The following is a 14737-nucleotide window of genomic DNA, read 5'->3' as shown; positions in this document are numbered from 1 at the left end:
TTCAAAACGAATTCTTACAAGTGCCCACACAGATTGTCTGATAAATTGTTAAAGAGCAAAAAATAACGACACACTGGCTTTTTTTGTTTTCACAACAGCGTGTCGTTGTGTGGGGCGTATTATAGGGATTTCAAAATCCTTTGCAAGCACTTTTTTCAAAATTTTTTAAAAAAGATCTTATTTGCCGATCTTTTAAACTATTTTGCTATTTTACGTACAATTCTCGGTAAATCTGCGATACTTTCAAGGACAAAATCCGCTAATTCTTCTCCTTCTTTTGTAACAGGCTTACCTGTTTTCACTAAAATTTTTGACCGCACTTTTGCCGCAACAGCAGCTTGCAAATCTTCAACCTTATCGCCAACCATAAATGATCTAGCCGGATCAATATGCAATTCTTTGATTGCCTGCAACAACATTCCCCCTTTCGGCTTGCGACAATCACAGTCTTGCTTAAATTCACCTTTGCCTTCAGGATGATGAGGACAATAATAAATACCATCTAAATCCACACCACGATCTGCCAGCGACCAATCCATCCATTCCGTCAAACTTAAAAATTGATCTTCTGAAAAATATCCCCGAGCAATTCCCGACTGGTTTGTCACCAACACCAGTAAGTAGCCCATTTTTTTCAATTCTTGTAATGCTTCAATACTTCCTTCGATAAATTGGAAGTCATCAATTTGATGTACATAACCATGATCCACATTTAATGTGCCGTCACGATCTAAAAAAATTGCTTTATTCACTTTATCTATCCTTTCAAAAAATCACCGAAGCTATTATCGCTTTTCTCACCTTTATGCGCAAATTGCTTCTATGAAATAACTAAGAGATCTAAAAATACACCGAATAAAGGTTGACACTACCGCGTTGCTGTCTAAAATACGGAAAAATCATAACTATATATAAAGAAAGGGCTTATATGATTAAGCTAACCAACATTAGCAAAATTTTTGATGTTTCAGGGCAAAAATTAACCGCACTTGATAACGTCACTCTTCATGTACCACAAGGACAAATCTGTGGTGTTATTGGCGCATCCGGTGCCGGTAAAAGCACGCTCATTCGTTGCGTTAATTTACTCGAAAAACCAACCATTGGTAGCATTATGGTTGACAATGAAGAATTAACCGAACTAGATGATGCCCGCCTTTTATTGGCTCGCCGTAAAATCGGTATGATCTTCCAACATTTCAACCTACTCAGTTCGCGTACGGTATTTGGCAATATCGCTTTACCTTTAGAATTAGAACATCTGCCTAAAGAGCAAATTCAAAAGCGCGTAACCGAATTATTAGCACTTGTAGGCTTATCGGACAAAAAAGATGCGTATCCCGCCAACTTATCTGGCGGTCAAAAACAACGGGTTGCCATTGCTCGTGCATTAGCGACAGAACCTAAAGTGTTGCTTTGTGACGAAGCTACCAGCGCCTTAGACCCTGCCACTACGCAGTCTATCTTAAAATTATTAAAAGAAATTAACCGCACTTTAGGCATTACCGTATTACTCATTACGCACGAAATGGAAGTCGTAAAACGCATTTGTGACCAAGTTGCAGTGATTGATAAAGGCCGCTTGGTAGAGCAAGGAACCGTTAGCGAAATCTTCTCAAACCCTAAAACAGAACTTGCACAAGAGTTCATCAGCTCAACGTTCCATTACCAATTGCCTGATGAATACCTTGAACTACTGTCTGATACACCGCGTTCAGAACATTCTCGCCCGGTTATTCGTTTTGAATTTACAGGCAGAACCGTTGATGCCCCTGTTTTATCACAAGCTTCTCGTAAATTTGATGTCAGTTTAAGCATTTTAATGTCACAAATTGATTACGCAGGCGGCACAAAATTTGGCTTTACCATTGCAGAAATGGAAGGCGATGAAGATGCTATCACTCAAGCAAAAGTCTATTTAATGGAAAACAATGTCCGCGTGGAGGTATTAGGTTATGTGGGATAATTTAATAGCAGAATTTAATCGCCAACTCACGCCGCAAGTCTGGGAATTGCTGGGTTCTAGCACGATTGAAACAATTTATATGACACTAGCGGCCACAATTTTTGCTATCGTGTTCGGCTCGCCATTGGGAATATTAACGTTCTTAACCCGTAAAGGCGAAGTCCTTGAAAACCCTAAATTAAATCGTGTGTTAGAATTATTAATTAATATTGGGCGCTCTGTACCGTTTATTATCTTATTACTGGTGTTAATGCCCGTAACAAGAATGTTAACAGGCAGCACCCTAGGAACCACCGCATCCATTATCCCATTGGGGATGGCGGCAATGCCATTCTTCGCGCGTTTAACAGCAAATGCCCTCGGCGATGTTCCGAGTGGTTTAACAGAAACCGCAAAAGCCATGGGCACAACCGTTTGGCAATTAGTGACCAAATTCTATTTACCTGAAGCGATGCCAATGTTAATCAAAGCTGCAACGCTTACTTTCGTCACCTTAATCGGCTACTCAGCAATGGCAGGGGCTGTTGGTGGCGGCGGCTTAGGTAATACCGCGATTTCTTATGGTTTACACCGTAATATGCCTTTCGTTCTTTGGATTGCAACCATTATCATCGTATTAATCGTTATGATCTGCGAACGATACGGCAACAAATTGGCTGATCATTTTGATCGCCGTTAATTTCAATCATCTTATATAGGAAGTTTCTATGAACTTAAAAAAACTCTTAACTGTCACCGCACTTGCGTCTGTATTTGCCTTAACTGCATGTAAAGAAGACAAAAAAACTGAAGCTGCAGCTGCACAAGCTCCACAAACGATTACTGTCGGCGTCATGTCAGGCCCTGAACACCAAGTAGCTGAAATTGCTGCCAAAGTAGCAAAAGAAAAATACAACTTAGATGTTAAATTTGTAGAATTTAACGACTATGCATTGCCAAATACAGCGGTAAGCAAAGGTGACCTTGATATCAACGCAATGCAACACAAACCTTATTTAGATTCAGACAGCAAAGCAAATAATCTCACTAATTTAGTGATTGTGGGCAACACGTTCGTTTATCCGTTAGCCGGTTATTCAAAAACCATCAAAAAATTAGATGAATTAAAAGATGGCGCGAAAGTCGCTGTACCTAACGATCCATCTAACCAAGGTCGTGCATTAATCTTGTTAGAAAAACAAGGTTTAATCAAATTAAAAGACAATACAAACTTAAACGCAACACCACTTGATATTGTTGAAAACCCGAAAAACCTTCAAATCACACCGGTTGACACTGCCGTTGCCGCACGTGCATTAGATGACGTAGATTTAGCGGTAGTAAACAATACTTATGCAGGTCAAGTAGGTTTAAATGCTGCTGAACACGGTGTATTCGTAGAAGACAAAGACAGTCCATATGTCAACATTATCGTTGCCCGTCAAGATAACAAAGACAGCGAAGCTGTGAAAAACTTTGTAAAAGCGTACCAAACTGAAGAAGTATACCAAGAAGCCGTAAAACACTTTAAAGATGGCGTGGTAAAAGGTTGGTAATCAACTGATAATAAAAACAAAACGACCGCACCTCCTCAAAAGTGCGGTCGTTTTTTGTCATATTTTAAATTACGCTTGAATACGTGCTTTGGCTTCTGCGATAGCTTCTGCTACACGAACCGGTGAAACCCCACCTTTGGCACAGCGTTTGTCTAAACAAGATTGTAATGACAGGATTTCATACACATCTTCGGAAACTACATCGCTGAATTGACGGAATTCTTCTACGCTTAAATCTTCTAAGCCTTTGTGAACTTTGATCGCATAAACGACCGTTTCGCCAACAATGTGGTGTGAGTCGCGGAATGGGACGCCTTTGGCAACGAGATAATCTGCTAATTCTGTGGCATTTGAATAGCCTTTTAGAGCAGCTTCACGCGTACGTTCTACGTTGACTTTAATATCTTCTAATACGAAGGCCGCCATAGTTAAGCAATCGTGCCAAGTGTCTAAGGCATCGAAAATACCTTCTTTGTCTTCTTGCATATCTTTGTTATAGGCAAGTGGCAAGCCTTTAACGGTGGTGAGCATGCCCATTAATGACCCAATAACGCGCCCTGCTTTACCACGAATTAATTCGCAAGCATCAGGGTTTTTCTTCTGTGGCATTAAGGATGAACCTGATGTCACGCGGTCAGATAATTCCACGAAATCTGCTTCGCCACTGTTAAAAATAATCATATCTTCCGCAAAGCGTGATAAGTGCGCCATACTTAATGATGCGGTTGAAAGCAATTCAATGATATGGTCGCGGTCTGATACGCTGTCTAAGCTGTTGCGTGTGGCAAAGGCAAAATCTAGATCTTTCGCAAGTTGTTCGCGATCGATAGGATAAGCTGTGCCTGCTAAAGCACCGCTACCCAATGGGCAGCTGTTCATACGCTGGTAAGCATCCGTTAAACGGGAATAATCGCGTTCTAACATTTCTACATAGGCCATACACCAATGGGCAAAGCTGATCGGTTGTGCCCGTTGTAAATGGGTGTAACCCGGCATAACTGCATCTTGTGTGTTTTCTGCGGTTTCCACCAATTTAGCTTGCAAATCGCGTACAGAACGTTTTAACTCAAGCACTTGCGCTTTACACCACATTTTGATGTCCAACGCCACTTGGTCATTACGCGAACGACCTGTATGAAGTTTCTTACCTAAATTGCCTACTTTATCGATGAGCTTTGATTCCACCCAGCTATGAATATCTTCCGCATCATCTTGCAAAATCGCCTGTGGATTTGACCGCACTTCAATGAGTAATTCATTAAGCGCCACTTCTAATTGTTGTTGTTCTTCTGCCGTTAATACGTTAACGCTCACCAAGGCTTTTGACCAACCGATTGAGCCTTCAATGTCTTGTTCCGCAAGACGATAATCAAAACGAAGTGAGTCGTTAAAATCTTTAAAACGTTTGTCTGCTGCTTGTGTGAAGCGACCGCCCCATAGAGCCATATGATTTTCCTTTTTGTTGTATGTTGTAGGGACAGGCTTTATGCCTGTCCGATGATTTTGTGCGGAGACAGGGATAACCCCCATCGCTACATTATGCTATGCCGTAATTCGCGTGCCGATAATTTCACCTGCAAAAAGTGCGGTTAATTTTTCGGGATATTTCCAGTTTGCAATATCCACACCGCGACCAAGAATTTTGGCAGCGTCTAATGCCGCGTTGACTTTCACAATCATACCATCAGTAATGACTTGATCGGCAATCAATTGTGCAATTTGTGCAGAATTAAGCGTGGCAATCAATTTTTTATCTGCATCTAACACGCCATTTACATCAGAAAGCATCACAAGATCCGCATTAATCAATGCCGCGATCGCGGTTGCCGCTTGGTCCGCGTTAACGTTCATCAGCAAGCCATTTTCGTCCACCGCAATGGAACTGATAATCGGCAAAAATGCGCTTGAAAGTAAGTTGTTCAGTAAATCCGCTTTATTCGGCTCAACATTGGCTACATGTCCTAATTCAGGATCAAATTGTTTCGCCACGGTCATTTCACCATCGGCTAAACTCAACCCTACCGGGTTTAAGTTAAATTTAGCCGCTTGGGCAACAAGCGTTTTGTTCGCAATGCCGGCTAATGCGCCAGCGATAATATCAATTTGATCGCTAGGCGTGATGCGTAAGCCGTTTTTCTTTTGAACAGGTAAGTTTAAACGCTTGAGTAAATTATCCACTACAATACCGCCACCGTGTACGATAACTAACGGGCGGCTGCCGTTTTTGAGATAATCGCCAAGTGCGGTCAGTAAATTATGCATTGCTTCGGGGGTGTCGAGTAGCACACCGCCTAATTTGATCACTAATGGTCGCATCTTAAATTAATCCTAATACTTCATTAAAACCATAACGGATGTTGGCGCATTGCACCGCCTGTGCTGCCGCGCCTTTTAATAAGTTGTCTTCCGCGCCAACGATGATGATATGCCCGTTTTTGGTGGCAAAACCAATATCACAATATGGGGTAAATTCTACTGCTTTAATGGCCGGCAATCCACTTTCATAAACACGAACTAATGGGCGGTTGGCATAATATTGTGCATAAGCCGCTTTGATGTGTTCATCGGTGACACCTGCCTTCAATTTTGCCGTAATAGTGGCAAGAATACCGCGTTTAAAATTGCCCAAATGCGGTGTAAAAATCACTTCTGTGCCTAAATGAGTGGAAATTTCAGGCTGGTGGCGATGATTAAATACGCCGTAAGCATTTAAACTCACTTCACAAAAAGAGTTGGTCAAGCTAGCTTTTCTGCCTGCACCGCTAACCCCACTGACTGCATTGATAATCGGCAACTGATTGAGATCTAATAAATTATTTTCAATCAATGGCTTTAAACTAAGTTGCGAAACCGTTGGGTAGCAACCTGCCACAGCCACTAAATCCGTTTGTGCAATTTTGTCGGCGTTCCATTCCGCTAAACCATAAACAGCTTTTTGCAATAACTCAGGATATTGATGTTCAAAACCGTAATATTGAGTATAAAATTCTGTGCTATTGACTCGAAATGCACCGGAAAGATCGAACACTTTACAGCCATTTTCTAAGAAAATTGGCGCAAGATCATGGCTTACTTCGTGTACGGTACCCAAAAAAGCTAAATCAGCGTTTTGCGCAATTTCGCTTAAATCTTCAGGTAACGGCTGCAACGGCAAATCACAAATGGAACGTAATTGTGGGTAAAGAGTGGAAATTGGCTTATTGGCGTCTGCGCTGTTAGTTGAAACATATAAACCTGCCAATTCAAATTCAGGGTGATGAGTGAGAATGCGCGCCAATTCTGCGCCCGTATAGCCACTTGCGCCCACAACGATTGCTTTTTGTGCCATTGCTTAATCCTGTGTATAATAGATAAAAATTCATTTAAGTGATTAGTTATGCTATTATTCTGCATAAATATGTAAAAATCAACCTTTATTTAGAGGTAAATCTGATGAAAAAACTTCCCGCATTTCTTGATATGTATTCCCAACTTATCGAGATTCCTACCATTAGCGATATTGATCAAAACAACGATATTTCCAACCGCACTTTAATCGAATTGATGGCAACCTGGTTGTCGGATTTAGGTTTTAAAACCGAAATTCTGCCTGTGGAAGGAAGCAACGATAAATACAATTTATTAGCCACTTATGGCGAAGGGGAAGGCGGTTTATTATTAGCAGGACATACGGACACTGTGCCTTTTGATGAAGGGCGTTGGACGTTTAATCCCTTTAAATTGACGGAACAAAACGGCAAATTTTATGGCTTAGGTACCGCAGATATGAAAGGGTTCTTTGCCTTTGTCTTAGATGCTATTCAACAGATCGATTTAACTAAACTGACGAAACCGTTACGCATTTTAGCCACGGCAGATGAAGAAACCACGATGCTTGGTACGCGCGTTTTTATTAAGCATACCCATATTCGTCCCGATTGTGCCATTATTGGCGAACCGACTTCCTTACGCCCCGTTCGCGCGCACAAAGGGCATATCGGTAAAGCGGTACAAATTATTGGTAAGTCAGGACATTCCAGCGACCCAAGTAAAGGCGTCAATGCCATTGAATTAATGCACGAAGCCACAGGCTATTTAATGCAACTACGTAATGAGTTACGCGAAAAATATCACCATGCTGATTTTGAAATTCCCTACCCAACGATGAATTTAGGTGCAATTCATGGCGGTGATGCAGTAAATCGAATTTGTGGTTGTTGCGAATTGCATTTTGACATTCGCCCGTTGCCTGCGATGCGTTTGGAAGATTTAGATGAAATGTTACGAGAAAAACTCACACCGATGTTTGAGCAATATGGCGATCGTTTAACCCTTCGTAATCTACACGAACCGACTCCGGGTTATGAATGTGAACACAATGCGCAAGTGGTTCAAGTGGTAGAAAAATTGTTAGGCGAAAAATGCGAAGTGGTAAATTACTGCACAGAAGCCCCATTTATCCAAGAACTTTGCCCAACCTTGGTATTAGGCCCCGGCTCTATTGAACAAGCTCATCAACCGGATGAATTTTTAGCCGCCGAGTTTATCCAACCCACTCGCGATTTACTCACCAAAATGATTATGCATTTTTGCTAAAAAATAACCGCACTTCCTAATTACTATTTTCAAAGTGCGGTTATTTCTAACTTATTTTAAGCATTGAACATTTATGAACGTTTCATGACTTCAAAAAATTCTTCGTTGGTTTTCGCGACCATTAATTTATCAATTAAGAATTCCATCGCTTCCACTTCGCCCATTGGGTTAAGAATTTTACGTAAAATCCACATTTTTTGTAATTCATCCGGTGTGGTGAGCAAGTCTTCTTTACGAGTACCTGAACGGTTAAAGTCAATGGCCGGGAAGACACGTTTTTCTGCGATTTTGCGCGATAAGTGTAATTCCATATTACCCGTTCCTTTGAACTCTTCGAAAATCACTTCATCCATTTTCGACCCGGTATCCACAAGTGCGGTGGCAATAATGGTTAAACTACCGCCTTCTTCTACATTACGCGCGGCACCAAAGAAACGTTTTGGACGATGTAACGCATTAGCATCCACACCACCCGAAAGAATTTTGCCTGAAGCTGGGGTGACGGTGTTATAAGCACGCGCTAAACGCGTAATAGAGTCTAACAAAATGACCACGTCTTTTTTATGTTCAACCGAACGTTTTGCTTTTTCGATAACCATTTCTGCCACTTGAACGTGACGAGCAGCGGGTTCGTCAAAGGTTGAAGCAATTACTTCACCACGTACCGTGCGTTGCATTTCTGTCACTTCTTCCGGACGTTCATCAATTAATAAGACAATCAGCTCACATTCAGGGTAATTGTGAGTAATGCTTTGCGCGATATTTTGCAGTAAAACGGTTTTACCCGCTTTTGGTGGGGCAACAATCAGACCACGCTGACCTTTACCAATGGGGGAAGCTAAATCTAAAATACGTGCGGTTAAGTCTTCTGTAGAGCCGTTTCCACGTTCCATACGTAAGCGTGAATTGGCATGTAATGGGGTTAAGTTCTCAAATAAAATTTTGCTGCGAGAAACTTCAGGTTTGTCATCATTAACTTGATCCACTTTTAACAAGGCAAAATAGCGTTCACCTTCTTTTGGTGGGCGAATTTTCCCTTCTACTTTATCCCCTGTTTGCAGGTTAAAGCGGCGGATTTGGCTTGGGCTAACATAAATATCATCAGGGCCGGCTAAATAGGAGCTGTCTGCGGAACGTAAGAAGCCAAAACCATCGGGTAAAATTTCTAATACACCGCCGCCAAAAATATCTTCGCCGCTTTTCGCGTGTTGTTTTAAGATAGCAAAAACGATGTCTTGTTTACGTAAACGCGCTAAATTTTCTAAGCCCATTTGACCTTCGCCAAGTTCAACTAAAGTTGATACGGGCGTATTTTTCAGTTCTGTTAAATGCATAATTGAAATGTTGAATTAATTTGATTGGATACTGTGATCGGCATTTTTCCTGTATGCCGTTTTAGAATGGGCGTAAAGGTATCACTAAATAAGCAACCTGTCTAGTTTTTCCTAAGGTTTTCGCGAAAAAAGTGCGGTTAAATTTAGGGATATTTTGCATATCGTGTTATGCTAGCGACAATTTTTATTTAAATTCAACATTATGACAACTGAACACTTATCTCAACAGCGTTTTGCTGATTTACCGTTAAATCCAAAAGTCCTTTCTGCATTACAAAATAAAGGTTTTGAATATTGCACCCCAATTCAAGCCTTATCATTACCTATTACCTTGCAAGGCAAAGATGTCGCAGGACAAGCGCAAACAGGCACGGGGAAAACTATGGCATTTCTAACCGCCACATTCCATCATCTGCTTGAACATCAACCGGAATTGATTTCAAACCAACCGCGCGCATTAATTCTCGCGCCTACTCGTGAGCTGGCTGTGCAGATTGCGAAAGATGCGGAATTACTGGTTAAAACAACGGCATTACGCACCGCACTTGCTTATGGTGGTGATGGTTATGATAAGCAACTGAAAGCCATTGAACAGGGCGTAGATATTCTAATCGGCACTACCGGACGCGTTATTGATTATGTGAAGCAAGGAATTATCAGCCTAAACCACATTCAAGTGGTTGTCCTTGATGAAGCGGATCGTATGTTTGACTTGGGTTTTATCAAAGATATTCGCTACTTATTACGCAAATGCCCAAGCCCACAACATCGCCTGACCATGCTGTTTTCGGCAACGCTTTCTTATAAAGTCCGCGAATTGGCTTTTGAAGATATGAACAACCCTGAATATGTAGAAATCGAGCCATTACAACGCACAGGACATCGTATTAAAGAAGAATTATTCTACCCGTCTAATGAAGATAAAATCGCCTTGTTGATGACTCTACTAGAAGAAGAATGGCCTGAACGTTGCATTATTTTCTCGAATACCAAACATAGTTGCGAAAAAATTTGGGGCTATCTTGCAGCAGATGGGCATCGTGTAGGTTTACTCACGGGGGATATTGCACAAAAAAAACGCTTAAGTTTGCTCAAACAATTTACTGACGGTGATTTAGATATTCTTGTGGCAACCGATGTTGCCGCCCGTGGATTGCACATTCCTGATGTCACCCACGTCTTTAACTACGATCTGCCAGACGATCGAGAAGACTATGTTCATCGCATTGGACGAACAGGGCGTGCAGGTGAAAGCGGCGTTTCCATTAGCTTTGCTTGCGAACAATATGCCATGAACCTACCCGCGATTGAAGAATATATTGGACATCATATCCCTGTTAGCCAATATGATCCTGATTCGTTGATCGATGACTTACCAAAGCCATTACGAATTCAGCGAGAATTATCGGCTAACAAAAAAGTAAAATTCAACCTTAAAATATGTTTATAATTTACGCTTCCGTATTTTTTATGGTTTAGCTATTCTAACCATTCTTTATCAAGCCTTTATTTATAAGAGTTTTGTCAATTTTAAGGGTACGCCCAAAAACACTTTTCAAAAAGTACGCCTAAAATTTCAAGCTGTAAACGTATAATAACGGACAAACACGGAAAAAAGAAAGGTGATAAAACTAGGTTTTATAAGGGGTTATTGAATAATGGCGGAATATGGCGAAAGAGATTGCAGGGAGAAATTTAATAAAGTATCTCTGAATATTAGGGCGTGTTGATCTTTTGAGTACAAATTCTAACCAAATATCAACTTAACCCAGCGAATACAGCAAGTTATTGCCAGCGATGTTGCGTAATTTCTTGCCAATTTATCATACCAAGTCGCAATGGCTCGGTATTGTTTTAACAGTGCAAAAGCATTTTCGACCAAGTGGCGATAGCGATAAAGACACCAATCCACATCGTGGTTTCCTATTTTTGAATTTCGCTTTCTAGATATCACTGGAGTTGCCTTTTTTCCTTACGATGTTCAGGCTTATTATAAACACGCCCTGTACGGTCGAGTAAATAAGCCAGGCATTTAATCGTTCTAAGCGACATAGTTTGTATGGGATGGTTAGGTTTTGGTGAACTAAATTATACCAAATTTCTATGTCGTTTATTTTTTATACTTGAATTGTCCTATGAAGATTTTAAGGAATTTATGAAAGGATTAGCAACGATTTATTCAGAATCTACCTTTGATTTCAGTTTCTTTTCCCTGCATAAATCTTTGCGTAGTATCGCTAAACAAATAGATCGTCCGCTATATAGTTTATTTACTATTATGGTGCATACGAAATCGCAGATAATCAAGTGGTATTAGCCGTTTTTGATATATGCATCAACCTTGATGACGATGAAAGCGAAGAAAATAAAAGACCTAAAGTAGAAGTGAGCTTTGCAGAAGATACCACTCGTTTACGTTGCCCAATGAGTGTAAGAGATTTACTCACTCAATCAGATTATGTATTAAAATGCCTTTAACTTTAATCGGTTAAAGGCATTTTTTTATGGCGGTTAAATTTAAGTTTAGGCTTTAGGCCAGCTTTTAGCAACTATTTTGTCTATTACACCTAGATCAAACCTCTAGCGAGAGGTCTAGAGATTTGTCAGCAATCTGAAGCACAGTGAAAAAGATATTGTTTTTACACCGCGCTTTAACCCACTTCCCCCAAATTAAAGCTCATCAAAATATTGTTGAATCACTTTCATTTCTTTGGTTTGTGTTAAGGCTAATTGCAATAAAACTCGCGCTTTTTGTGGGTTTAGCGTTCCTGCCGCCACAAAGCCGTATTTGCTATCATCCACTTCCGCATCACGCGTGGTATAACCTGTTGGAACACGTGATGAACGCACCACAGCAACGCCGTCTTTAGCCGCTTTTTCAAGCAATTCAAGGTTTGCCGCGTTCATATTACCATTACCCACGCCCGCAACCACAATACCTTGATAACCTGCGTCTAATAAGGCTTTTAACGGCTCAGTCGGCATATTGGAATAAGCATAAATGATGCCCACTTTTGGCAAGCTTTCTAATTTATCCGCATTAAAGGGTGAATTAACGGTATGCTTACTTTCCGGTGAACGCACGTAAGTGACTTTGCTGTTATGAATAAAGCCAAGTGGACCAAAGTTTGGTGCTTCAAAGGTTTGAACCGCGGTTGTGCTGGTTTTCGTCACATCGCGCGCACCCAAAACTTCATCATTCATTGCCACAACAACACCACGTTTTCCGGTTTTCTTATCGGTCGCCACCACCACAGAATTATATAAATTCAACGGACCGTCCGCACTTTTCTCTGTAGCAGGACGCATTGCTCCAACCAACACCACAGGTTTTTCACATTTAGTGGTTAAATCTAAGAAATACGCAGTTTCTTCCATGGTATCCGTGCCGTGGGTAATCACAAAACCATCGGTGTCTGCACATTGTTTGTTAATGGCTTTTGCCAACTTCAACCATACCTCGTCCGACATATCTTGCGAACCGATTTTCACAATTTGCTCGCCTTTCACATCCGCCAAGTTTTTAATCTCAGGCACCGCATTAATCAACGCATCTACATTCAGCTGCCCCGCTTTATAAGCAGAACTCACCGCGGTTTCACCACTGCCCGCAATCGTCCCACCGGTTGCTAACACGGTAATTTTCGGTAATTCAGCCGCTTGTGCCGTGCCCAATACCAAGCCTAATAAAGTTGCTAATAAGCATTTTTTCATAGGTCATCTCCTATAAGTAAAGTTAAAAAAGAATGGCGCAAGCATTACACGTTTATATAAAATTCTCAACATAAAATAATTTAGGTATAATCCCCAAAATTTCTAATTAAACAAGCTAAAAATGAATCCAAATCAACCGCACTTTTATCGTGGGCGTTTTTCTGTTGCGCCAATGCTGGACTGGACAACGCGCCACTGTCGTTATTTTCACCGTCAATTTTCACAGCATGCCTTACTTTATACCGAGATGGTTACCAGTCAGGCGATTATTCACGCAAAATATGACCATTTGGCTTTTGATCCGGCAGAAAACCCTGTAGCCATTCAACTTGGGGGAAGCGATCCTGAACAACTTCGCCATTGCGCCAAACTGGCTGAAGAACGTGGTTATGTGGAAATCAATTTAAACGTAGGTTGTCCGTCAGACCGCGTGCAAAATGGTATGTTTGGTGCCTGCTTAATGGCAAAGGCGGATTTAGTGGCAGATTGTGTTTCGGCGATGCAAAGTGCGGTGAAAATTCCTGTTACAGTGAAAACGCGTATCGGCATTGATGAATTAGATAGTTACGAATTTCTGTGTGACTTTGTAGAAAAAGTCAAAAACACAGGTTGTCATGAACTCATTGTTCACGCGAGAAAAGCGTGGCTTTCAGGCTTAAGTCCCAAAGAAAACCGCGAAATTCCACCCCTTGATTATGAACGAGTGTATCAACTGAAACGAGATTTTCCTGACCTATTGATTAGCATTAACGGCGGAATTAAAACCATTGAAGAAATGAAAACCCATTTACAATACGTCGACGGCGTGATGGTAGGACGTGAAGCCTATCAAAATCCATCTTTGTTAGGGGTTATCGATAATGCCTTATTTGATGAAAATGCGCCCATTATTACGGCGCGCCAAGCAGTAGAAAAAATGTTGCCTTATATTGAAAACCAATTAAGCCAAGGCGTTTATCTCAACCATATCACACGCCATATGCTTGGCGCATTCCAAAACTGCAAAGGCGCCCGCCAATGGCGGCGTTACTTAAGCGAAAATGCCCACAAACCAGGTGCAGGCATTGACGTGGTAGAAACGGCATTAGGTTTTGTGGAAGCATAATGCCTTGGGACAGGGATTATCTCTGTCCTAATATTAGATTTTATGCTCTTGTCTGATTTTCGCTAACAACGCATCACAACACACATCTAACAACTGATAAGTTTCATCAAATCGGTGGGTGTACCATGGATCAGGAATATGATCATAAGGCAAATCAGGGCAAAGGCTCGCAATCGCAAAGATCTTATCGCGTTTACCGAACAATTGCTCAATATCGCGTAAATTCTGATGATCCATTGTCACGATATAATCAAAAATATCCACATCTTCTGACCGCACTTTTCGGCTAACAAAATCATTGCTATAAATCTTCAAACGATCTAAGACATCCGCTGTGCCGCAATGCATTCCTTCGCCATCATTTTCCCCTAACGTCCCCGCGCTATCTGTTTCAATCAGCTCACTCAAGCCAACTTTCGCAATTTTGTCGCGCATTAAATATTCCGCCATAGGCGAACGGCAAATGTTCCCCAAACAAACGAACAATATTTTGATTTTCTTCATTTTC

General features: G+C 41.2%; 14 protein-coding genes and 1 pseudogene. 7 read left to right on the top strand and 8 right to left on the bottom strand.

The features are described from left to right. Positions 1–197: 197 nt before the first annotated feature. Entirely contained in the window at positions 198–752 is a 555-nt protein-coding gene (gene gmhB / locus E7T07_RS10195) for a D-glycero-beta-D-manno-heptose 1,7-bisphosphate 7-phosphatase (RefSeq protein ID WP_135711036.1), read from the bottom strand. A gap of 176 nt (positions 753–928) precedes the next feature. Between gmhB and metN the strand changes: the two genes are divergently transcribed. From metN to E7T07_RS10180, 3 genes are read left to right on the top strand one after another with little or no spacing between them, the layout of a single operon-like run. Beyond that, the gene (metN, locus tag E7T07_RS10190) at positions 929–1966 is read left to right on the top strand and encodes a methionine ABC transporter ATP-binding protein MetN (RefSeq protein WP_135711035.1); all 1038 of its coding nucleotides are present in this window, start codon (positions 929–931) and stop codon (positions 1964–1966) included. Continuing rightward, positions 1956–2645: a methionine ABC transporter permease gene (locus tag E7T07_RS10185; RefSeq protein WP_135711034.1), complete on the top strand. Its 690-nt coding sequence runs from the start codon at positions 1956–1958 to the stop codon at positions 2643–2645. The genes metN and E7T07_RS10185 overlap by 11 nt, the downstream gene beginning before the upstream one ends. Positions 2646–2673: 28 nt before the next feature. Continuing rightward, on the top strand, positions 2674–3501 hold the full coding sequence (locus E7T07_RS10180; protein WP_135711033.1) for a MetQ/NlpA family lipoprotein: 828 nt from the start codon (positions 2674–2676) through the stop codon (positions 3499–3501). A 69-nt stretch (positions 3502–3570) separates the two neighbouring features. On the opposite strand, the gene argH is transcribed toward E7T07_RS10180, so the two are convergent. From argH to argC, 3 genes are all read right to left on the bottom strand, one after another. Then, positions 3571–4947, bottom strand: a complete 1377-nt coding sequence (argH, locus tag E7T07_RS10175; protein ID WP_135711032.1) for an argininosuccinate lyase — start codon at positions 4945–4947, stop codon at positions 3571–3573. Positions 4948–5043: 96 nt separating this feature from the next. Continuing rightward, complete coding sequence (gene argB / locus E7T07_RS10170) at positions 5044–5817, bottom strand: acetylglutamate kinase (protein WP_135711031.1); 774 nt, start codon at positions 5815–5817, stop codon at positions 5044–5046. A 1-nt stretch (position 5818) separates the two neighbouring features. Then, positions 5819–6829: an N-acetyl-gamma-glutamyl-phosphate reductase gene (gene argC, locus E7T07_RS10165; RefSeq protein ID WP_135711030.1), complete on the bottom strand. Its 1011-nt coding sequence runs from the start codon at positions 6827–6829 to the stop codon at positions 5819–5821. Between the two features lie 104 nt (positions 6830–6933). Here argC and argE point away from each other — a divergent pair, with 104 nt between their 5' ends. Then, the gene (argE, locus tag E7T07_RS10160) at positions 6934–8076 is read left to right on the top strand and encodes an acetylornithine deacetylase (protein ID WP_135711029.1); all 1143 of its coding nucleotides are present in this window, start codon (positions 6934–6936) and stop codon (positions 8074–8076) included. Between the two features lie 71 nt (positions 8077–8147). Here the strand turns inward: argE and rho are convergent, their stop codons facing one another. Further along, positions 8148–9410: a transcription termination factor Rho gene (rho, locus tag E7T07_RS10155; protein WP_135711028.1), complete on the bottom strand. Its 1263-nt coding sequence runs from the start codon at positions 9408–9410 to the stop codon at positions 8148–8150. A gap of 202 nt (positions 9411–9612) precedes the next feature. Here rho and rhlB point away from each other — a divergent pair, with 202 nt between their 5' ends. Next, a complete protein-coding gene (rhlB, locus tag E7T07_RS10150) occupies positions 9613–10860 on the top strand; it encodes an ATP-dependent RNA helicase RhlB (protein ID WP_135711027.1) in 1248 nt (415 codons plus the stop codon). A 297-nt stretch (positions 10861–11157) separates the two neighbouring features. On the opposite strand, the pseudogene E7T07_RS10145 reads toward rhlB, so the two are convergent. Further along, positions 11158–11379: pseudogene (locus E7T07_RS10145) on the bottom strand (IS5/IS1182 family transposase); the annotation flags it as partial. Between the two features lie 338 nt (positions 11380–11717). Between E7T07_RS10145 and E7T07_RS11010 the strand changes: the two are divergent. Beyond that, a complete protein-coding gene (locus tag E7T07_RS11010; protein ID WP_167874958.1) occupies positions 11718–11888 on the top strand; it encodes a hypothetical protein in 171 nt (56 codons plus the stop codon). 192 nt (positions 11889–12080) lie between these two features. Here E7T07_RS11010 and ansB read toward each other — a convergent pair whose 3' ends face one another. Further along, the gene (gene ansB, locus E7T07_RS10140) at positions 12081–13124 is read right to left on the bottom strand and encodes an L-asparaginase 2 (protein ID WP_135711026.1); all 1044 of its coding nucleotides are present in this window, start codon (positions 13122–13124) and stop codon (positions 12081–12083) included. Positions 13125–13245: 121 nt separating this feature from the next. On the opposite strand from ansB, the gene dusA reads away from it, so the two are divergent. Then, the gene (gene dusA / locus E7T07_RS10135; RefSeq protein ID WP_135711025.1) at positions 13246–14229 is read left to right on the top strand and encodes a tRNA dihydrouridine(20/20a) synthase DusA; all 984 of its coding nucleotides are present in this window, start codon (positions 13246–13248) and stop codon (positions 14227–14229) included. 33 nt (positions 14230–14262) lie between these two features. Here the strand turns inward: dusA and E7T07_RS10130 are convergent, their stop codons facing one another. After that, entirely contained in the window at positions 14263–14733 is a 471-nt protein-coding gene (locus E7T07_RS10130) for a low molecular weight protein-tyrosine-phosphatase (RefSeq protein ID WP_135711024.1), read from the bottom strand. Between the last annotated feature and the right edge of the window lie 4 nt (positions 14734–14737).

The sequence above is a fragment of the Actinobacillus porcinus genome, from assembly GCF_901764995.1.
Lineage (GTDB): Bacteria > Pseudomonadota > Gammaproteobacteria > Enterobacterales > Pasteurellaceae > Exercitatus > Exercitatus porcinus.
This window is presented reverse-complemented; position numbering and strand designations above follow the sequence as displayed.